The sequence below is a fragment of the Micromonospora sp. NPDC047707 genome, from assembly GCF_040704235.1.
GTDB lineage: Bacteria > Actinomycetota > Actinomycetes > Mycobacteriales > Micromonosporaceae > Micromonospora.
Map to the genome: position 1 here is coordinate 87,340 of NZ_JBEYSU010000009.1, position 19,916 is coordinate 107,255.

Here is a 19,916-nt window from a genome sequence, read left to right on the forward strand (position 1 = left end):
CGTGGCAGATGTCGAGCACGTCGACGCATCCGGACCGAGGTTCGAGGAGGCAGCCGTGACCACGACGCAGAACAACCGGTCCGCACCCGACGGCACGGGCCCCGAGCAGCCCGCCACCGCCGGCGCGGCCGGTCCGCTGCCCACCGAGGCCGGCCAGGTCTCCGAGAAGGAGGCCCGCCAGGTCGCCGAGGCCGCCCGGGAATCCTCCTGGGACCGCCCGAGCTTCGGCAAGGAACTCTTCCTGGGCCGGCTCCGGCTCGACCTCATCAACCCCTGGCCGCAGTCGGCTCCCGACGACGTGGCGCGGGCCGACGAGTTCCTCGGCCGGCTCCGGAAGTACCTCGCCTCCGACGTGGACGGTGCCGCCATCGAGCGGGACGCGGTCATCCCCGACGAGGTGTTCCAGGGGCTGGCCCGGCTCGGCGCGTTCGGCATGAAGATCGACCGGTCGTACGGCGGGCTCGGGCTGAGCAACCTGCACTACTGCCGGGCCCTGATGCTCGCCGGCTCGGTCAGCCCGGCGATCGGCGCGCTGCTCTCCGCGCACCAGTCCATCGGTGTGCCCCAGCCGCTCAAGATGTTCGGCACCGCCGAGCAGAAGCAGCGCTTCCTGCCCCGGCTCGCCGCGGGGGAGGTCTCCGCGTTCCTGCTCACCGAGCCGGACGTCGGGAGCGACCCGGCCCGCCTGGCGACCACGGCCGAGCCGACGCCGGACGGCAGCGGGTACAAGCTCAACGGCGTCAAGCTCTGGGCCACCAACGGCACCGTGGCCACCCTGCTCGTGGTGATGGCCCGCGTGCCGGCCGGCGAGGGGCGGCGGGGCGGGATCACCGCGTTCGTCGTCGAGGGCGACTCCGAGGGCATCACCGTCGAGCGGCGCAACGCGTTCCTCGGGCTGCGCGGCCTGGAGAACAGCCTCACCCGCTTCCACGACGTGTTCGTGCCGAAGGAGAACGTGATCGGCGGCGAGGGCAAGGGCCTGAAGATCGCCCTGACCACGCTCAACACCGGGCGGCTCTCGCTGCCCGCGATGTGCGTCGGCGCCGGGAAGTGGGCGCTCAACGTGGCCCGGGAGTGGGCGGCCGACCGGATCCAGTGGGGCCGGCCGGTCGGCGAGCACGAGGCCGTCGCGCAGAAGCTCTCCTTCATCGCGGCGACCACGTACGGCATGGAGACCATGCTGGACCTGTGCTGCCTGCTCGCCGACGACGACCGCAACGACATCCGGATCGAGGCGGCGCTGGTCAAGCTCTACGCGAGCGAGATGGCCTGGCGGATCGCCGACGAGCTGATCCAGATCCGGGGTGGGCGCGGGTACGAGACGGCCGAGTCCCTCGCCGCCCGGGGCGAACGCCCGGCCGCGGTCGAGCAGATCCTGCGTGACCTGCGGATCAACCGCATCTTCGAGGGCTCCACCGAGATCATGCATCTGCTGATCGCCCGCGAGGCGGTCGACGCGCACCTGTCCGTGGCCGGCGACATCATCGACCCGGACGCCGGTCTCGGCCGCAAGGCGCGCGCCGGCGCGAGGGCCGGTGTCTTCTACGCGAAGTGGCTGCCGACCCTCGCGGTCGGTCGCGGGCAGGCTCCCGGGGCGTACGGCGAGTTCGGCCCGCTCGCCGGCCACCTGCGCCAGGTGGAGCGGTTCTCCCGCAAGCTGGCCCGGTCGACGTTCTACGCGATGTCCCGGTGGCAGGGAAAGATGGAGCGCAAGCAGGCGTTCCTCGGCCGGGTAGTGGACATCGGGGCGGAGCTGTTCGCGATGTCGGCGGTCTGCGTCCGCGCGGCGGCCGAGCGGGACACCCGGCCGGAGAACGTCGAGTTGGCCGACCTCTTCTGCCGTCAGGCCCGGGTCCGGGTGGACGCGCTCTTCACGGCCCTCTGGGACAACACGGACTCGGTCGACACGGCGGCAGCCAAGCGGATCCTCGCCGGTCGCTACGCCGCTCTGGAGGACGGCGTCCTCACGCCGTCGGCCGACCTGCCGTGGGTCGCCCGCTGGTCGCCCGGCCCGTCGACGGCCACCGACGCCCGCCGGCGCATTCCCCGCCCGGAGTGACGCGAGCCGCGGCAGGGAGCTCGCTGAACCGCCCTCGCTAGCTCGATCCACTCGACATCCTGCGTATCGCGGTATCCCAGTCACCCGGACACCGCGATATGCAGGATCTCGTGTCGATCATGGTCGGGCCGTCGGGCCGTCGGGCCGCCCGGCCGCCCGGCCGCCCGGCCGCGTCCGGCGGTCAGCGGGCGATGGCCCAGGCCAGCACCGCCGCCAGGATCAGGCCGTTCAGCACGGCCAGCCCGAGGTACGCCGCCGGCGGGATCCGGCGCCCCTGCCGGACGAACCGGACCAGGAACGCGGCGTAGCCGAGCAACAGCACGGCGACGACAATCAGGAAGTAGAACACCCGACGACCTTAACGGCCTCCGGCCGGTGTCGGACGCCGGGCACGAAGCCGCGCCGCTCGGGCCGGCGGACCGCAGGGTCGGGCCGGGGCGGTACGAGTCATGCTCGGGCAGCACACCGCCGCCGACAGCCGCCAGGTCGACGTCCGGTCGGCGTGGGGCCGGGCGCGGCGGGACTCAGCGGCCGCGTAGGCCCAGGGCGCGCAGCTCCAGGGCGGCCAGCGCCTCGACCGCGTCGTCGTCGCCGCGCCGCCACGCCTCGGCCACGTCGGGGGTGATGCGGGCCAGCTGGCCCAGCGGCTGGGTGGCCAGGGCCCGCAGGGCGAGCAGGTCCCGGCCGGCGGCGCGGCGGCCAGCTTCGCGGCGGCACCGGCGCGGCGCATCCACCGCACCCGCAGCGGCAGCCAGCCGAGGAGCACCAGGCCGAGCGGGAAGACCAGCACGGCGACGGCCAGGGCCAGGGCGAGCTGGTCGACCAGCTCCTGCTGGTCCCGCCCGGCCTCGGCGAGAGAGCGCGCCGCCCCGGCGGCCCGCTCGAACGGCGCGGTCAGCTCGTCGCCGACCAGCGGGAGCCGGCCGACCTTGCCGCCGGCCTCGGCCAGGTTGTCGGCCAGGCCACCGCCGGCGCCCTCCAGCTTCTGTCCGGGTACGGCGAGCTTCTGCACCAGGTCGTGCAGCCACAGCGCGCCGCGCACCGACGCGTACACCCAGGCGACGACGAGGAGGTCGGTGAGCAACTGACGGGCGGCGGTCGGGAAGCGATCGGCGTAGATCTTCACGCCGGACAGCGTGCCACGGCGACGCGCCCGGGGCACCCCGTGCGGCGTGTTAGGAAGGGACCCTTATACAACGCCAGGCGTTAACAAGGGGCCCTTCCTTGCACCTCAGGGGCGGGCGGCGGGTGTGGCGGTGGCGGTGCCCTCACCGGCGTGGCTCACCGCGTCCGCCACGATGTGGGCGACGTGCTCGTCGACCAGGGCGTACGCGATCTCCCGGCCGCGCCGGGAGCCGCGCACCACGCCCGCGCCACGCAGGATCCGCAGGTGCTGGGAGACCAGGGGTTGCGGGGCGCCGAGCTTGTCGACCAGCTCGTGCACGCACCGCTCGCCGTCGGCGAGCTCGCTGACGATGGCCAGCCGGATCGGCGCGGAGAGCGCGCGCAGCAGCTCGCTGGCATCCTCGAAGGCGTCGTAGCCTGACCCGCTGCTCACCCTGCAACGGTAACCAATGCCATCCGCATCCGGCTGGTCAGGACCGGTGCAGCACGACCTCGTGCGGCTCGGTGGCGGTTTCGGCGACCGGGGTGGCGCGGCGCCGTAGCGCCCGCCAGACCGCGCCGCCGAGCGCGACCACCGCGAACGACGCGATCGCCATCAGCACCACGGACGCGCCGGGGGCCGTGTCGGCGTTGGCCGCCACGTAGACGCCCGAGCCGGCGGCGAAGAGACCGAGTGCCATCGCCGCCGCCAGCGTGCCGCGGAAGCCCCGGGTGACCTGCTGGGCGGCGGCCACCGGCACCACCATCAGCGCGCTGATCAGCAACACGCCGACCGCGCGCATGGCGATCGTCACGGTGACCGCGGTGGCGACGGCGAGGAGGAGGTTGAGGGTACGGACGGGCAGGCCGGAGACGCGGGCGTACTCCTCGTCATGGCAGACGGCGAACAGCGCCGGGCGCAACGCCAGCATGGTGACCAGGATCGCCGCGCCGAGCACGGTGATGGTGGTCAGGTCAGCGGGGGAGATGGTGGTCAGCGACCCGAAGAGGTACGCGTTGAGCGCCCGGGTGTTGTCGGAGAGCCCGACGAGCATCACGCCGCCGGCGATGCCGCCGTAGAAGAGCAGCGCGAGCGCCAGGTCCCCGGAGGTGCGACCGCGCGCCCGGACCAGCTCGATGGTGATCGCGCCGAGAGTCGCCACGATCACCGCCACGAGCACCGGGGACTGGTTGAGCAGCAGCCCGGCGCCGACACCGGTCAGCGCCACGTGCCCGACCCCGTCACCGATCAGCGCCAGCCGCCGCTGCACCAGGTAGATGCCGAGCGCCGGGGCGGCCAGGCCGATGACCAGCGCGCCGATGAGGGCACGCTGCATGTACGGGTACTGGAAGAGTTCCATGCTCAGCTGCTCCAGAGCCCGGCGGGCTCGTCGGGACCGTGCGGGTGCACGTGGTCGTGGTCGGGGTCGGCGTGGTGCCCGGCCGGCTCCGGGACGGCGCCGTCGTGGGCGATCCCACCGGCGTGGACGACGACCGCCCGGGAGATCAGCGGCCGCAGCGGCCCCAGCTCGTGCGCGACCAGCAGCACGGTGCCGCCACCGGCCACGAAGTCCTTGAGTGCGCCGGCGAACGCCTCCTGGCTCGCCGCGTCCACTCCGGCGGTCGGCTCGTCGAGGACCAGCAGCTCCGGCCTGCCGGCCAGGGCACGGGCGATCAGGGTGCGCTGCTGCTGCCCGCCGGAGAGGGTGGACACCGGGTCACCGGCCCGGTCGGCGAGACCGACGGAGGCCAGCGCCGCCTCGACGGCCTCCCGGTCGGTGCGTCCCGGCGGGCGCAGGACGCCCCGGCGGGCCAGCCGACCGGAGGCCACCACCTCGCGGACCGTGGCCGGGACGCCACTACCGGCGCCGAGGCGTTGGGGGACGTACCCGATGCGGTGCCACTGCCGGAACCGCCGCAACGGGTGGTCGAAGAGGGTGACGGATCCCGAGCTGAGCGGGACCAGCCCGAGCGCGGCGCGGATGAGGGTGGACTTGCCGGAGCCGTTGGCGCCGAGCACGGCGACCACCTCGCCGGCGGTCACGGCCAGCGAGACGTCACGGAGCACGGGGCGGCCGTCGTAGCCGACCACCCCGTGCGTGACGGTGATGACAGGGGACGTCACGAGCAGTTCAACGCCGTCCGCAGGGTGGCCAGGTTGGTGCGCATCACCGAAAGGTAGTCGCCGCCGTCGTCGCCGGACAGCCCCTCCAGCGGATCCAGCACCGCGGTCTTCGCGCCGACCTCACCGGCGATGGTCTCGGCGACCTTCGGGCTGACCAGCGTCTCGAAGAAGATCGTGGTGGCCTTGTGCTCCCGCGCCTCCTCGGCGACCTCGGCGAGCCGCTGCGGCGACGGCTCGTCCTCCGGGCTCAGCCCGCTGACGCCGATCTGCTCCAGCTGGTAGCGCTCGGCGAGGTAGCCGAAGGCGGTGTGGCTGACGACGATCTCGCGTCGCTGGCAGGTCTTCAGGCCGGTGGTGAACTCCGCGTCGAGCTTCTCCAGCTCGGTCCGGAGGGCCTTCGCCCGCGCCGTGTAGTCGCCGGCGCGGTCCGGGTCGGCCGCGCCGAGCCGCTCGGCGAGCCGGTCGCCGACGGTGGCCAGGCGGGTCGGGTCGAGCCAGAGGTGCGGGTCCTTGCCGCCGGTCTCCTCCTCGTGGCCCGGCTCCTCGGCCGCGCCCGACTCCTCGGCGTGCCCGGCTTCCTCGCCCTCGTGCTCGTGGTCGTGCCCACCGGCGGCGGCGTCGAGCAGCGGCTGCACCGTGGCGACGTCGAGGGCCTTGTCCCCGGCGTTCTGCTCGACGGCCTCGTCGACGGCGGGCTGGAAGCCCTTGAGGTAGACGACCAGCTCCGCCTGTGCGACCTCGCCGACCTGGCCCGGGTTGAGCTCAGCGTCGTGCGGCTCGGCGCCCGGCTTCACCAGGTTGCTCACCGTGACGGCGTCGCCGCCGATCCGCTCCGCCAGGAACTGCAACGGGTAGAACGCCGCCACCACGTCCACCCGCTGCGGGTCGGCGCCGGCCTGGTCGTCGGAGCAGGCGGCGACGCCGCCGAGGGCCAGCAGGGCGGTCGCGGCGGCGGCGAGGGTGCGCGGAGCGGAGCGGATGTTCATGACGTCAACTGTCCGCGACAACGATAATGATTGTCAAAAACGCATGAGTGCATGTTCAGAGCAGCTTCACCAGGCCCGCCGTCACCAGCAGCGTCAGCACCAGCAGCCGGATCACCCGGGTCGGCGGCGTCTGCACCGCCCAGGTGGTGACCAGCAGCGCGGCGACGCCCGCCGCGAGCGCCAGCGTGAGCAGCCCGCCGACCACGCCCGGGGTGAAGAACGCGACCAGCACCAGAACCAGGGTGACCAGGAACACCGTCGTCGGGTTCGCCCGGGCCAACCGGGCCGGCAACCCGCTCTGCGTACGCTGCATCCCACAGACTCTACGAGGAGGAACCCGGTGCTGGTGACCAACCGGTTCGTGGTCGAGGTCGATGTCGCCGACGACTTCACCGCCCGGGCGCACGCCGCGCTCGCCGCGCTCGCCGCCCGGCCCGGGTACCTGCGCGGCCAGTTGGTACGCGCCCTGGACGACCCGCGGCACTGGTGCCTGCTGACGGAGTGGGAGTCGGTCGGCACCTACCGGCGTGCGCTCGGCGACTTCGACGTCAAGGTCACCGCGATCCCGCTGCTCGCCGAATCGGTGGACGAGCCGTCCGCGTACGAGGCGCTCGCCACCGCCGCGCCCGGCGGTGAGGTGGTCGTGGCGGCGAGCGATAGGTCCGCCGGTCCTTACCGGTGAGCCGGAAACCACTACATTGATCTCATGACCGCTCCCGGACCGGCTGCCTCCTCGCCGTACCCTTCGGTGCCCGGCCAGGAGGGCGGCGCGCACCCGCCGGCCGTGCCCGGCCCGCCGGCGCACCCGGGGGTCCCCACCCCGCCGGCCGGCCCCGGTGTCGCGCCGCCGTTCGCCGCACCGCCCACCGAGGGCCGCAACACCCGGCTCTGGCTGGGGCTCGGCGCCGGCGCGCTCGCCCTGCTGCTGTGCTGCGGCGGCGGGGGCGCGGCGGTGATCGGGCTCGCCGTGACCGGAGTGCAGGCGATCGACGAGCAGGGGCGGGCGGTCTCCGCCGACTACTACCGGGCCCTGGCGGAACGCCGGTACGGCGCCGCCTACGACCAGCTGTGCGACGCGGCGCAGCGGCGGGAGTCGCGCCGGGAGTTCGAGCGGCGCGTGTCCGACGAGCCGCAGGTCGCGTCCTTCCGCGTCGGCGACGTCGACCCGAACACGCTGACCGTGCCCGTCGACGTGACCTACACCGGCGGCGACCGCGACCGCCAGCAGGTGAACCTCGAACAGGACCGGCAGACCGGCGAGCTGGAGGTGTGCGGGGTCAACTGACCCGCCCCCGGTATTCTCCTGGGCTCGGGACGTCCCTGGTCGTACCGTTGTCCCGAACTGCCCGTCACATCCCACCCTGTCCCCGCCGACCGCCAGCCGGCGTAGGAGGAAACATGCCAGCCGACCGTATCGACGCCGTTGTCAGCCTCGCCAAGCGCCGGGGCTTCGTCTTCCCCTCCAGTGAGATCTACGGGGGCACCCGCTCGGCGTGGGACTACGGTCCGCTCGGCGTGGAGCTGAAGGAGAACGTCCGACGGCAGTGGTGGAAGACCATGGTCCAGCAGCGGGACGACGTCGTGGGCCTCGACTCCGCGGTCATCCTGGCCCGGGACGTCTGGGCCGCCTCCGGCCACCTGGACGCCTTCGTCGACCCGCTGACCGAGTGCCAGTTCTGCCACAAGCGGTTCCGTGCGGACCACCTCGAGGAGGCGTACGAGGCGAAGCACGGCAACCCGCCGGCGTCGCTGGCCGAACTGAACTGCCCCAACTGCGGCAACAAGGGCACCTTCACCGAGCCGAAGATGTTCAACGGCCTGATGAAGACGTTCCTGGGCCCGGTGGAGAGCGACGAGGGCCTGCACTACCTGCGTCCGGAGACCGCGCAGGGCATCTTCGTCAACTACAAAAACGTCGAGACGGTGGCCCGCAAGAAGCCGCCGTTCGGCATCGCCCAGACCGGTAAGTCGTTCCGCAACGAGATCACGCCGGGCAACTTCATCTTCCGTACCCGCGAGTTCGAGCAGATGGAGATGGAGTTCTTCGTCGAGCCGGGCACCGACGAGGGGTGGCACGAGTACTGGCTGCGGGAGCGCTGGAACTGGTACATCGACCTCGGCCTGTCCGAGACCAACCTGCGCTTCTACGAGCACCCGAAGGAGAAGCTCTCCCACTACTCGAAGCGCACGGTCGACATCGAGTACCGGTTCCAGTTCGGCGGCACCGAGTTCGCCGAGCTGGAGGGCATCGCCAACCGCACCGACTTCGACCTGTCCACGCACAGCAAGCACTCCGGCGTCGACCTGTCCTACTTCGACCAGACCAAGCAGGAGCGCTGGATCCCGTACGTCATCGAGCCGGCCGCCGGCCTCACCCGCGCGGTGCTGGCGTTCCTGCTGGAGGCGTACGACGAGGACGAGGCGCCCAACACCAAGGGCGGCGTGGACAAGCGCACGGTGATGCGCTTCGACCCGCGCCTGGCCCCGGTCAAGGTCGCCGTCCTGCCGCTGTCCCGCAACGAGGCGCTGTCGCCCAAGGCTCGGCAGCTCGCTGCCGACCTGCGTAAGCGCTGGGTGGTGGAGTTCGACGACTCGCAGGCCATCGGCCGCCGGTACCGCCGCCAGGACGAGATCGGCACCCCGTTCTGCGTGACGGTGGACTTCGACACGCTCGACGACAACGCCGTGACCGTGCGGAACCGGGACACCATGGCCCAGGAGCGCGTCCCCTTGGACCAGATCGAGCACTACCTCATCGACCACCTCCCCGGCTGCTGAGCCGGAAAGGAAGGGCCCCTTCTTAACGCCTGGCGTAAGAAGGGGCCCCTTCTTACGCTCACCCGCTCGGTGAGGGTGCCGGTGACCAGCGCGTACGTCGCCGGCAGCACCCGCTGCCACAGGCCGCGCCGGGTCTGCCGGTACAGGTACATGTCGTCGAACCCGGCGGCCAGGAGCTGAGCGCCTGACGATCTGCTGCTGGCGCTCGGCCACGTCCACGAGTTCGGGCGGGTGTTCAGGCATGCATCGCAGGATGCGGTTGTCGCTCGTCCGCTTTCTGCCCGCGCGGCCGGATCTGTGGACAGCCGACGCTCCTGTGGACAACTCCCGGCTGGCGGCCGCTTGTGATATGCGCCGTGTTAAGAATGGGCCCCTGCTCTACCGGAGACGTTAAGAAGGGGCCCTTCCTTACACTTGGGCGGTGACCACGATGACGGCTCCTGTGCTGCGCCCGCTGACGATCGGGCGGCACGAGGTGTGGCCGCCGGTTGTGCTCGCGCCGATGGCCGGCATCACCAACGTCGGGTTCCGCCAGCTCTGCCGGGAGCAGGGTGGCGGCATCTACGTCTGCGAGATGATCACCACGGTGGCGCTGGTCGAGCGCAACCCGAAGACGCTGCGCATGATCGCCTTCGGGGAGGACGAGTCGCCCCGCAGCCTCCAGCTCTACGGCACCGACCCGGAGATCACCGCCGCCGCCGTGCGGATCGTCGTCGAGAAGGACCTCGCCGACCACATCGACCTCAACTTCGGCTGCCCGGTCCCCAAGGTCACCCGCAAGGGTGGCGGCTCAGCGCTGCCGTGGCGCCGCCGGCTCTTCGCCCGCCTCGTCAAGGCCGCGGTGGACGCCGCGTCGCCCGCGGGGGTGCCGGTCACGGTCAAGATGCGCAAGGGCATCGACGACGACCATCTGACGTACGTCGAGGCCGGCCTCGCCGCCCAGGACGCGGGCGTCGCGGCGGTGGCCCTGCACGGGCGTACGGCGGCGCAGCGCTATTCGGGCACCGCCGACTGGGACGCGATCGCCACGCTCAAGGCGGCTCTCGACGTGCCGGTGCTCGGCAACGGTGACATCTGGGAGGCCGACGACGCGCTGCGGATGGTGGCCCACACCGGCGTCGACGGGGTGGTCGTGGGCCGGGGCTGCCTCGGCCGCCCGTGGCTCTTCGCCGACCTGGAGGCCGCGTTCAACGGGTCGCCCGAGCGCCGGCTGCCGATGCTGGGCGAGGTCGCGGCGACGATGCGGCGGCACGCGGAGTTGCTGGTCGAGCAGTTCACCGCCGGCGCCCGCGACGCCGCCCGGGGCGAGCGGGACGGCTGCACGGACTTCCGCAAGCACGTCGCCTGGTACCTGAAGGGGTTCCCGGTCGGCAGCGAGCTGCGCCGGTCGCTCGCCATGATCGAGAGCCTGGCCCAGCTCGACGACCTGCTCGGCAAGCTCGACCCGGCCGTGCCGTTCCCGGTGGAGACGCTCGGCCAGCCGCGCGGGCGCACCAACTCTCCGGGCAAGGTCTTCCTGCCGGACGGCTGGCTGGCCAGCCGCGACGACGACACCGTCCCCGAGGGCGCCGAACTGGACGACTCCGGCGGCTGACTCCGGCTTGTCCGCCTCGGACGGCGCTTGGCGGCGGCAACTTCGGGTAAGTTGTCCCCTCGCTCCGCGCCGAGGCAGCAACTTCCCCGAAAATGTCGGCTGCCTCGCGAAGGGGGCGAGACGACGAAGGGCCGGCCCCCGGTGGGGGCCGGCCCTGTCGTGACGCCGGTGGGTCAGGAGGTGCTGTAGCCGCGGGTGGCGATCCAGTCGGCCAGGGCCTCGGTGGTCATCCAGTACGAGGCGGTGTCCGGGTTGGCCGAGTCGGCGATCTTCACCTGCTTGGCGCCGTCGCGGTAGCCCACCACGCTGATGTAGTGGCCGCCCTCGAAGGAGTGCACCCCGCCCTCGGTGTCGGTCGCGGTGCCGGCGATGTTCGCCACCACGGCGCGGCCCTCGTCGACGGTGCGCTTGACGTCCTTGCGCAGCTTGTTGGTCTGCTTCACGTCGGCCCGGCCCTCGGAGATCTCGACGCTGCGGTAGACGTCGTCACCGGTCTCGTCGTTCAGCACCGGGGTGATGTCGTGGATGGAGTCGGTGCCGGCCTCGGTGGTGCCCATCCGCTCGGCCATGGCGTCCACGTCTACGGCCTTGCCCTGCACGGACAGGGCGTTCCGGGTGGCGGCCGGGCCGCAGTAGTAAAAGTTCGGCTGAGCCTGGTAGTCGACGGCCAGCTCGCGGTCGCCCTTGAGCTCGCCCATCAAGTCGCCGGTGCGCTCGGCCTGGGTGGCGGCCGGCTTGTCGTCGGCGTACGCGGTGGGGATCACACCGGTGATCACGCCACCGGTCACCGCGAGACCGGCGGCGGCCAGGGCGGCCTTGCGGGTACGCAGGAAATCGGTACGCATGATGATCGAAGCCTTTCGCTCGGGGGTGACGCGCGGCGGGCAAGGGGATGCACGTCGCCGGCGTCGCTCACGGAGCCCGGTGTCACACTCGGGCCGCACGCCCGGCTGGGGGATGCCGCTCGGGCGTCCGGAGATGTAACCGTCCGGGGTCGCGGGCCATTCCGGCCGGTGGGGCCGGGCGGTGCGGACCGGTGGGGCGCGGCGGCCCTGGTCACGGTATGTACAACGGCCCGGGCGGCCCACCGATTCCGTCTGCCGGGTGGCCCCGGCCACGGGACCCCAGGGCCGAAACCGGTCAGTCGGACACGACGGACGCTGCCGGTGGGATCTTGGGAAAGAATGGCCGGAGGGACCGAAATCTTCCAGATCTACGCCGGAGCGTCGGAGGCGCCGGGGCGGAGGTCAGGCGGTTGTGGTGCGGGTGCCCGGTTGGGTCGGGATGTGTGCGGTGACCGGTTCGTCCGTGGGCCACGGGATCTCCGGTGCCCGGTGGTAGGTGATGCCGGCCGCCGCCCATCGCCGGCCGTGCCCGGCCAGCCGCTCGCGGAACGCCGTCCAGTCGTGCGTGGCGCGCGGCGACCAGCCCAGCTCGGCCACGGCGGGCAGCCGGGGCAGGAGCATGAACTCGATCTCCGCCAGCGAGGTGACCGACTCGGTCCAGAGCGGGGCCTCGACGCCGAGGACCGCCTCCGCCGGCACGCCGGCCACGTGTGTCCCCGGATCCCAGTCGTACGCCCGACGCACGTCGATCAGGCCCGCCCAGTCGTGCCCGATCGGGGTGTCCGGGGCGTACTTCATGTCCAGGTAAGCGTGGTTACCGGGGGAGAGGATCAGCCGGGCGCCGCGGCGTACGGCGTCGGCGGTCACCGGGTCCGCGCCGTCGGTGCCCCACCACTGGAGGACCCGCCCGTCGGTGTGCGCCGCCGGGGCGAGCTGGTGCCAGCCCACCACGGTCTTGCCGAGGTCCGCCACGATGCGCTGCACCCGCTCGACGAATCCGGTGTACGCCGTCCCCTTGACCTTGAAGGCCTCGTCCCCGCCCACGTGCAGGAACGGGCCGGGGGTGCGGGCGGCGACCTCGCCGAGCACGTCGGTGACGAAGTCGTACGTCCGCTCGTTGGCCGGGTCGACGTAGCTGAAGCCGACCTCGGTGCCGGTGTACGGCGGCGGCGCGACCCCGTCCGGTGCGAGCTCCGGGTACGCGGTCAGCGCGGAGTTGGTGTGCCCTGGCAGGTCGATCTCCGGGACGACGCTGATGTGCCGTTCGGCCGCGTACGCGACGATGCGCCGGTAGTCGGCCGTCGTGTACGACCCGCCGGGGGCGTCGCCGACCGCCGTCGCCCCGCCGACCGTCGCCAGTCGGGGCCAGGAGTCGACGGCGATCCGCCAGCCCTGGTCGTCGGTGAGGTGCAGGTGCAGGTGGTTGAGCTTGTACCGGGCCAGGTGGTCGATCACCCGCAGCACGTCGTCCACGCCGAAGAAGTGCCGGGCGACGTCGAGCATCGCGCCCCGGTACGCGAACCGGGGCCGGTCGGTGATCGACCCGCCGGGCACCACCCAGCGCTCCGCCACCGGGGTCGGGTTCTCGATGGCCGCCGGGAGGAGCTGCCGGAGGGTCTGTACGCCGTGCAGCAGCCCGGCCGGGGTGGCGGCGCAGATGCGTACCCCGGCCGGTGTCACGTCCAGACGGTACCCCTCGGGGCCGAGAGCCGGGTCGTCGTCGAGCGCCAGCGCGATGCCGCCGGCCGGCTCCGGGCGGGCCGCGTCGGTGACCGGCAGCGGGTACCCGGTGGCGGGGCGCAGCAGCGCGGCCAGTTGCTCTCCGACGGCCAGCGCGGCGGGGTCGGTGCTGACCCGGACCGCCGCCTCGGGGAGGAGGACGAAGTCCGCCGCCGGGTCGGGCGTGACCTGCTCGGGGGCCGGAACGACGTCGCCGAGCCGGACCGGCGACGGCGGGGCCAGCAGGTCCCCGGCCGTGCGGGCGGCCGCCCGGGCCAGCTCCGGCGCCGCCGGCGCCCGGTCGGCCAGGACGGGCGGCGCGGGGTCGGCGTGGCGGGTGGGCTCGTCGGCGCGCCGCGGCGCGGTCCCGGCGTCCAGCGGGTCCGGGGCGGCGGTGGGGGCGGATGACACGACGACGGCTCCGAGGGGTGTATTCGCGGCTGTTATGGCAAAGGTGACCTTCACCGGGATGCGGTGACGTCAAGAGTACGAGGGGGCCGGCGATTGCGTGATCCTGCGCATGGAAGCGTTCCCAAAAAACGCCACGAACGCGGATGGTCGTGATAGCTGTGCCTATTGTCACCGAACGGTCCCAGGCCACTCGATGTTCGCTTAACCTTCGCCCACCGATCGGCATGTACCCCGGGATTACCGGTGGTCGGCTCCGGGGTATGTGGCAGCTGAACCTTCGTTAAGTGTCAATTCCGGCGCGCGTGGGAGGCTCTGGTGGCAGCGCAAGAGACGGTCGATCACAAGTACGTCTACGATTTCGCCGAGGGCAACAAGGATCAGAAGGACCTGCTCGGGGGCAAGGGCGCCAACCTGGCCGAGATGACCAACCTCGGCCTGCCCGTACCGCCGGGCTTCACGATCACCACCGAGGCGTGCAAGGCGTACCTCGCCACCGGTGAGCAGCCCGCCGGGTTGGCCGACCAGATCAGCGCCCGCGTCGGGGCGCTGGAGGCGGCGATGGGCCGGAAGCTCGGCGACCCGGAGGACCCGCTGCTGGTCTCGGTGCGCTCCGGCGCCAAGTTCTCGATGCCCGGCATGATGGAGACCGTCCTCAACGTCGGCCTCAACGACCGCAGCGTCGTCGGCCTCTCCGCGCAGGCCGGCGGCAACGACCGCTTCGCGTGGGACTCGTACCGCCGCCTGGTCCAGATGTTCGGCAAGACCGTCTGCGACGTGCCGGGCGAGGAGTTCGAGCACGCACTCGACGACGCCAAGCGCGCCAAGGGCACCACCAACGACCTCGACCTGGACGCCGGCGACCTGCGCGGCCTGGTCGACGCGTACAAGAAGATCTTCAGCAAGCACACCGGCCGGGAGTTCCCCCAGGACCCGCGCGAGCAGCTCGACCTCGCGATCAAGGCGGTCTTCGCGTCGTGGAACGCGGAGCGGGCGGTGATCTACCGCCGCCAGGAGCGCATCCCCGCCGACCTCGGCACCGCCGTCAACGTGGTCGCGATGGTCTTCGGGAACCTCGGATCGGACTCCGGCACCGGTGTCGCCTTCACCCGCGACCCCGCCAGCGGCGCGCAGGGCATCTACGGCGACTACCTCGCGAACGCGCAGGGCGAGGACGTGGTGGCCGGCATCCGCAACACCGTGCCGCTGCAGGAGCTGGAGCGGATCGACAAGAAGTCGTACGACGAGCTGCTCGACTACATGGCCCGCCTCGAGGGGCACTACAAGGACCTCTGCGACATCGAGTTCACCATCGAGCGCGGCAAGCTGTGGATGCTCCAGACCCGGGTCGGCAAGCGCACCGCCGCGGCGGCGTTCGTCATCGCCGGGCAACTCGTCGACGAGGGCCTCATCGACCTCGACGAGGCGCTGCACCGGGTCAACGGCGCCCAGCTCGCGCAGCTGATGTTCCCGCGCTTCAAGCTCGACCACGAGTTCCAGCCGGTCGCCAAGGGCATCGGCGCCTCCCCGGGCGCCGCCGTCGGCAAGGTCGTCTTCACCTCCGCCCGGGCGGTGGAGCTGGCCGGCGAGGGCGCGCAGGTGATCCTGGTCCGCCGGGAGACCAACCCCGACGACCTCAACGGCATGATCGCCGCGCAGGGCATCCTCACCTCCCGGGGCGGCAAGACCAGCCACGCCGCGGTGGTCGCCCGCGGCATGGGCAAGACCTGCGTCTCCGGCGCCGACGAGCTGGACATCGACATCCCGGGGCGGACGTTCACCGTCGCCGGGCAGACCGTCCGCGAGGGCGACGTCGTCTCCATCGACGGCACCACCGGCAAGGTGTACCTCGGCGAGGTGCCGGTCATGCCGTCCGAGGTGGTGCAGTACTTCGAGGGCGAGCTGGACCCGGAGCAGACCGACGACGCGCTGGTCAAGGCCGTACACCGGATCATGACGCACGCGGACGCCCGGCGGCGGCTGCTGGTACGCACGAACGCCGACACCGGAGCGGACGCCGCGCGGGCGCGGCGCTTCGGCGCCGAGGGCATCGGGCTGTGCCGCACCGAGCACATGTTCCTCGGCGAGCGGCGGGAGCTGGTCGAGAAGCTGATCCTGGCCCGCACCGACGACGAGCGGGACTCCGCGCTCGCCGCGCTGCTGCCGTTGCAGCGGGCCGACTTCGAGGAGATCTTCCGCGAGATGGACGGCCTGCCGGTCACCGTCCGGCTGATCGACCCGCCGCTGCACGAGTTCCTGCCGCCGCTGGAGCAGCTCGCGGTGAACGTCGCCGTTGCCCAGGAGCGGGGCGAGGACGTGGCGAAGGAGGAGGCGCTGCTCGCGGCCGTGCGGCGGATGCACGAGGAGAACCCGATGCTGGGCCTGCGCGGCGTCCGCCTCGGCCTGGTCATCCCCGGTCTCTTCGCCATGCAGGTCCGGGCGATCGCGGAGGCCGCGGTCACCGTCACCCGCGCCGGCGCGGTGGCCAAGCCGGAGATCATGGTCCCGCTGGTCGGCGCGGTGCAGGAGCTGGAGACGGTACGCGCCGAGGCTGAGAAGATCATCGCCGAGGTGGTCGGGGACAGCGGCGTCGAGGTGCTGATCGGCACGATGATCGAGGTGCCCCGGGCGGCGCTGACCGCCGGCCAGATCGCCGAGGCGGCGCAGTTCTTCTCGTTCGGCACCAACGACCTGACCCAGATGGCCTGGGGCTTCTCCCGGGACGACGTCGAGGGCGCGTTCTTCTGGCGGTACCTGGAGCTGGGCATCTTCGGCATCTCGCCGTTCGAGTCGATCGACCGTGAGGGCGTGGGCCGGCTGGTGCGCATCGCCGCCGAGGAGGGGCGTGCGGCGCGGCCCGGGTTGAAGCTCGGCGTCTGCGGCGAGCACGGCGGCGACCCCGAGTCGGTGCACTTCTTCCACGAGGTGGGGCTCGACTACGTCTCCTGCTCGCCGTTCCGGGTGCCGGTCGCCCGACTGGAGGCGGGTCGCGCGGCGGTGGAGACCACCGGCTCCGACAGCCGCTGACGGACGTACGACGCGATGGCGGGCCCGGCGCGGGCCCGCCATCGGCGCGTCAGCGGATCGGCGGTCGGCTCCAGGTGTGGTGCGTCGTGCGGCGCGGCAGCGTCGTCCTCGCCGGACGGTGCGCGAGTGGGGCGTGCGCGTCGGGCGTCGCCGCGCGGGGCCGTGCGTCCAGCGCCGAACCGGCCCGGTGCGCCACCTTTCGGGCCTCGGCGTGCAGCCCCTCCAGGTCGTCGGTGGTGTCGGCGATGAGCGTGAGCAGCGCGTCGCGCCCGGCCGGGTACGTCACGACGGTGCCGCCCGCCGTGCGGACCAGCGCCTCCTGGAACGCGCCACGCCGCACCGTGGTCGCCACCCGGCTGGCCACTCCGAAGCCGGCCGCCGCGAGCGCCGCCAGGTAGGTGGCCTCCGTCCCGGGAAGGTCGCTGCCGATGACCAGTCCGTCGGTCCCCGCGAGCACGGCGCCGGCCACCTCCGGCCGGCGGCGCCGCAACCGGAGCAGTTCGGTACCCACCATCGTGTCCACGTCCACGAGAGTCTCCCCCGTCGTCGGATTGGCTGGTTGGTGACGTTCCGCGTCGGGAACGTTACCGGCCGCCCGCCGTCGCCCGCGATCCCGTAACCCTCGGCGATCGGTCGGCAACTCCCGACTGAACGGGGGTTGCGACGCCGGCCGACGCCGGTCGCCCGGCGCGCCGGTCGATGCCCTCCGGCGTAACCTGTCGGGATGAGCAGCGCCTGGGAGAGCCTCACCGTCGATGCGCGTGACCCGTCCCGACTGGCCCGTTGGTGGGCCGAGGCGCTGCGCTACCAGGTGGTCACGGAGAAGCCGGACGAGGTGGAGATCCGGCAGGCGCCCGACCGGTTCCCCGGCATCGTGTTCGTCGCGGTGACGGGGGGCAAGGAGGGCAAGAACCGGCTCCACGTCGACCTGCGTCCGGACGACCAGGAGGCGGAGGTCGAGCGGCTGGTGGACATGGGCGCCCGGCACGTCGACGTCGGCCAGGGCGACGTGGGGTGGACGGTGCTGGCCGACCCGGAGGGCAACGAGTTCTGCGTCCTGCGGCAGCGTGGGGGGTGACCGGCCCCGATCCGGACGAGCGGCGGTGGGTCGACGAGCCGCCGAAGGACACCGGGTACGGCCGCACGGCGTACGAGCGGGACCGCGCCCGGGTGCTGCACTCGGCGGCGTTCCGGCGGCTCGCCGCCAAGACGCAGGTGCACATGGCCGGCACCGACGACTTCCTGCGGACCCGGTTGACGCACTCGCTGGAGGTCGCCCAGATCGCCCGGGAGATGGGGGCGCGGCTCGGCTGCGACCCGGACGTGGTGGACGCCGCCGGGTTGGCGCACGACCTGGGGCACCCGCCGTTCGGGCACAACGGTGAGGACGCGTTGGACGGCCTGGCCGCACCGTGCGGCGGCTTCGAGGGCAACGCGCAGACGCTACGCGTCCTCACCCGCCTGGAAGCGAAGGTCATCGGTCCGGACGGCGCCTCCGCCGGGCTGAATCTCACCCGGGCCTCCCTCGACGCGGTGAGCAAGTACCCGTGGACCCGGCGTCCGGGCGAGCGCAAGTTCGGCGTGTACGCCGACGACCGGCCGGTCTTCGACTGGCTGCGGGCCGGCGTCCCGGACGCGCGCCGCTGCCTGGAGGCGCAGGTGATGGACTGGGCCGACGACGTCGCGTACTCGGTGCACGACGTCGAGGACGGCATCCACGGCGGGTACGTGACGCTGCGCCCGTTGCTGGCCGACGCGGACGAGCGGGCCGCGCTCTGCGCCGACGTGGCGGCCACGTACTCCGGCGAGTCCCCGGCCGACCTGGCGGAGGTGCTGGTCGACCTGCTCGCCGACCCGGTGCTCGCGCCGCTGGCCCACTACGACGGCAGTCACCGGGCGCAGGCCGCGCTGAAGGCCACCACCAGCGTGCTGACCGGCGGCTTCGTCTCCGCGGCGGTGGCCGCGACGCAGGCGCACTTCGGTTCCGGTCCGCACCGCCGCTACGCCGCCGACCTGGTCGTCCCCCGCGGGATCCGGGCGCGGTGCGCACTGCTCAAGGGCATCGCATTGCGGTACGTGATGCGCCGCCCCGGCTCCCGGGGCCGCTACGAGCGGCAGCGGCGGATCCTCACCGACCTGGTGGAGATCCTGACCGACCGGGCTCCGGACGCGCTGGACGTGGTCTTCGCGCCGCTGTGGCGGGCGGCCCCCGACGACGCGGCCCGGTTGCGCGTGGTGATCGACCAGGTCGCCTCGCTGACCGACCCGGCGGCCGTGGCCTGGCACGCCCGGCTGGCCGGCGAGGCGGCGGACGGGCGACCCGCGGTGGGCGGCCCGCGCAACTTAGGTTAGCCTAACCCGCATGACGGAGCGCCCGAAGAAGGTCACGTCCGCCCGGGTCGTCCGCACCGGGCGGCCGACCCCGCACCTGGTCCGGCTGGTGCTCGGCGGCGACGAACTGGCCGGCCTGCCGGTGGGCGAGTTCACCGACCACTACATCAAGATCCTCTTCCCGGTACCCGGGGTCGCCTACCCCGAGCCGATGGACCTCGCGGCGATCCGTCGGGACCTGCCACCCGCGCAGTGGCCCCGGCTGCGCGCGTACACCGTGCGGGCCTTCGACCCGGTCACCAACGAGCTGACCGTCGACGTCGTGCACCACGGCGACGAGGGGCTCGCCGGCCCGTGGGCGGCCGCGCTACGCCCCGGCGACCCCGTGCAATTCGTCGGCCCCGGCGGCGCGTACGCCCCCAGCCCGGAGGCCGACTGGCACTTGCTGGTCGGTGACGAGAGCGCGCTGCCCGCCATCGCCGCCGCGCTGGAACGGCTGCCCGCCGGCGCGCCGGCCACCGTCCTCGTCGAGACCGGCGGCCCGGCCGAGGAGCAGCCCCTGCCCAGCCCTGGCGCGGTCGAGCTGACCTGGCTGCACCGCGGCGACCGGCCGGTCGGGGAGGCGCTCGTCGCGGCGGTCCGCGCGCTGGACTTCCCGCCCGGCGACGTGCACGCCTTCGTGCACGGTGAGGCGACCTTCGTCAAGGAGCTGCGCCGGCTGCTGCGCGTCGAGCGCGGCATCCCCCGCGAGTGGCTGTCCATCTCCGGCTACTGGCGTCGCGGCCTGGACGACGAGGGCTGGCGGGCCAGCAAGCCGGACTGGAACCGCCAGGTCGAGATCGAGGAGTCGGCCGCCCTCGCCGCCTGACGCCGCGTCGCCCGGCCCGCCCTCGTTAGGAACCCGGGGGAGGCGCGGCCGTCGGTCGATATCGACCGCGCG

Annotated in this window: 19 protein-coding genes; 9 read left to right on the forward strand and 10 right to left on the reverse strand. The window is 72.8% G+C overall.

Translation table 11 applies throughout. The features are described from left to right. Positions 1-55 precede the first annotated feature (55 nt). On the forward strand, positions 56-2,059 hold the full coding sequence (locus tag AB0873_RS12875) for an acyl-CoA dehydrogenase family protein (protein ID WP_366599829.1): 2,004 nt from the start codon (positions 56-58) through the stop codon (positions 2,057-2,059). Positions 2,060-2,240: 181 nt separating this feature from the next. Here the strand turns inward: AB0873_RS12875 and AB0873_RS12880 are convergent, their stop codons facing one another. From AB0873_RS12880 to AB0873_RS12910, 7 genes are all read right to left on the reverse strand, one after another. Beyond that, positions 2,241-2,408 (reverse strand): hypothetical protein, encoded by a 168-nt coding sequence (locus AB0873_RS12880; RefSeq protein ID WP_196255853.1) that lies wholly within the window; start codon positions 2,406-2,408, stop codon positions 2,241-2,243. A 9-nt stretch (positions 2,409-2,417) separates the two neighbouring features. Next, positions 2,418-3,185, reverse strand: a complete 768-nt coding sequence (locus AB0873_RS12885) for a hypothetical protein (RefSeq protein WP_366599831.1) — start codon at positions 3,183-3,185, stop codon at positions 2,418-2,420. Between the two features lie 105 nt (positions 3,186-3,290). Continuing rightward, a complete protein-coding gene (locus tag AB0873_RS12890) occupies positions 3,291-3,617 on the reverse strand; it encodes a metalloregulator ArsR/SmtB family transcription factor (RefSeq protein ID WP_155330754.1) in 327 nt (108 codons plus the stop codon). 37 nt (positions 3,618-3,654) lie between these two features. Continuing rightward, positions 3,655-4,524, reverse strand: coding sequence for a metal ABC transporter permease (locus AB0873_RS12895; protein WP_366599834.1), 870 nt, complete (start codon positions 4,522-4,524; stop codon positions 3,655-3,657). A 2-nt stretch (positions 4,525-4,526) separates the two neighbouring features. Beyond that, positions 4,527-5,288, reverse strand: coding sequence for a metal ABC transporter ATP-binding protein (locus AB0873_RS12900; protein ID WP_366599835.1), 762 nt, complete (start codon positions 5,286-5,288; stop codon positions 4,527-4,529). Then, complete coding sequence (locus AB0873_RS12905; protein ID WP_366599836.1) at positions 5,285-6,274, reverse strand: metal ABC transporter substrate-binding protein; 990 nt, start codon at positions 6,272-6,274, stop codon at positions 5,285-5,287. The genes AB0873_RS12900 and AB0873_RS12905 overlap by 4 nt, the downstream gene beginning before the upstream one ends. Positions 6,275-6,329: 55 nt before the next feature. Next, positions 6,330-6,587 (reverse strand): hypothetical protein, encoded by a 258-nt coding sequence (locus AB0873_RS12910; RefSeq protein ID WP_155330758.1) that lies wholly within the window; start codon positions 6,585-6,587, stop codon positions 6,330-6,332. 27 nt (positions 6,588-6,614) lie between these two features. Between AB0873_RS12910 and AB0873_RS12915 the strand changes: the two genes are divergently transcribed. The 4 genes from AB0873_RS12915 (at position 6,615) to dusB (ending at position 10,646) form a co-directional block, all read left to right on the forward strand. Next, entirely contained in the window at positions 6,615-6,956 is a 342-nt protein-coding gene (locus tag AB0873_RS12915) for an antibiotic biosynthesis monooxygenase (protein WP_155330759.1), read from the forward strand. Positions 6,957-6,980: 24 nt separating this feature from the next. Further along, positions 6,981-7,559: a hypothetical protein gene (locus AB0873_RS12920; RefSeq protein ID WP_366599837.1), complete on the forward strand. Its 579-nt coding sequence runs from the start codon at positions 6,981-6,983 to the stop codon at positions 7,557-7,559. 113 nt (positions 7,560-7,672) lie between these two features. Further along, a complete protein-coding gene (locus AB0873_RS12925) occupies positions 7,673-9,052 on the forward strand; it encodes a glycine--tRNA ligase (RefSeq protein WP_366599839.1) in 1,380 nt (459 codons plus the stop codon). Between the two features lie 430 nt (positions 9,053-9,482). Then, positions 9,483-10,646 (forward strand): tRNA dihydrouridine synthase DusB, encoded by a 1,164-nt coding sequence (gene dusB / locus AB0873_RS12930; protein WP_366600001.1) that lies wholly within the window; start codon positions 9,483-9,485, stop codon positions 10,644-10,646. A 173-nt stretch (positions 10,647-10,819) separates the two neighbouring features. Here the strand turns inward: dusB and AB0873_RS12935 are convergent, their stop codons facing one another. Both AB0873_RS12935 and AB0873_RS12940 read right to left on the reverse strand, forming a co-directional pair. Next, a complete protein-coding gene (locus AB0873_RS12935; RefSeq protein ID WP_366599840.1) occupies positions 10,820-11,491 on the reverse strand; it encodes a C39 family peptidase in 672 nt (223 codons plus the stop codon). A gap of 402 nt (positions 11,492-11,893) precedes the next feature. Continuing rightward, a complete protein-coding gene (locus AB0873_RS12940; RefSeq protein WP_366599841.1) occupies positions 11,894-13,621 on the reverse strand; it encodes a beta-N-acetylhexosaminidase in 1,728 nt (575 codons plus the stop codon). A 315-nt stretch (positions 13,622-13,936) separates the two neighbouring features. Here AB0873_RS12940 and ppdK point away from each other — a divergent pair, with 315 nt between their 5' ends. After that, positions 13,937-16,645: a pyruvate, phosphate dikinase gene (gene ppdK / locus AB0873_RS12945; protein ID WP_366599842.1), complete on the forward strand. Its 2,709-nt coding sequence runs from the start codon at positions 13,937-13,939 to the stop codon at positions 16,643-16,645. 49 nt (positions 16,646-16,694) lie between these two features. Here the strand turns inward: ppdK and AB0873_RS12950 are convergent, their stop codons facing one another. Beyond that, the gene (locus AB0873_RS12950) at positions 16,695-17,174 is read right to left on the reverse strand and encodes a roadblock/LC7 domain-containing protein (protein ID WP_366599844.1); all 480 of its coding nucleotides are present in this window, start codon (positions 17,172-17,174) and stop codon (positions 16,695-16,697) included. 195 nt (positions 17,175-17,369) lie between these two features. Here AB0873_RS12950 and AB0873_RS12955 point away from each other — a divergent pair, with 195 nt between their 5' ends. From AB0873_RS12955 to AB0873_RS12965, 3 genes are read left to right on the forward strand one after another with little or no spacing between them, the layout of a single operon-like run. Continuing rightward, entirely contained in the window at positions 17,370-17,723 is a 354-nt protein-coding gene (locus AB0873_RS12955; protein ID WP_366599845.1) for a VOC family protein, read from the forward strand. Beyond that, positions 17,720-18,997: a deoxyguanosinetriphosphate triphosphohydrolase gene (locus AB0873_RS12960; RefSeq protein WP_366599846.1), complete on the forward strand. Its 1,278-nt coding sequence runs from the start codon at positions 17,720-17,722 to the stop codon at positions 18,995-18,997. The genes AB0873_RS12955 and AB0873_RS12960 overlap by 4 nt, the downstream gene beginning before the upstream one ends. A 10-nt stretch (positions 18,998-19,007) precedes the next feature. After that, entirely contained in the window at positions 19,008-19,844 is an 837-nt protein-coding gene (locus AB0873_RS12965) for a siderophore-interacting protein (RefSeq protein ID WP_366599847.1), read from the forward strand. Positions 19,845-19,916: the final 72 nt, after the last annotated feature.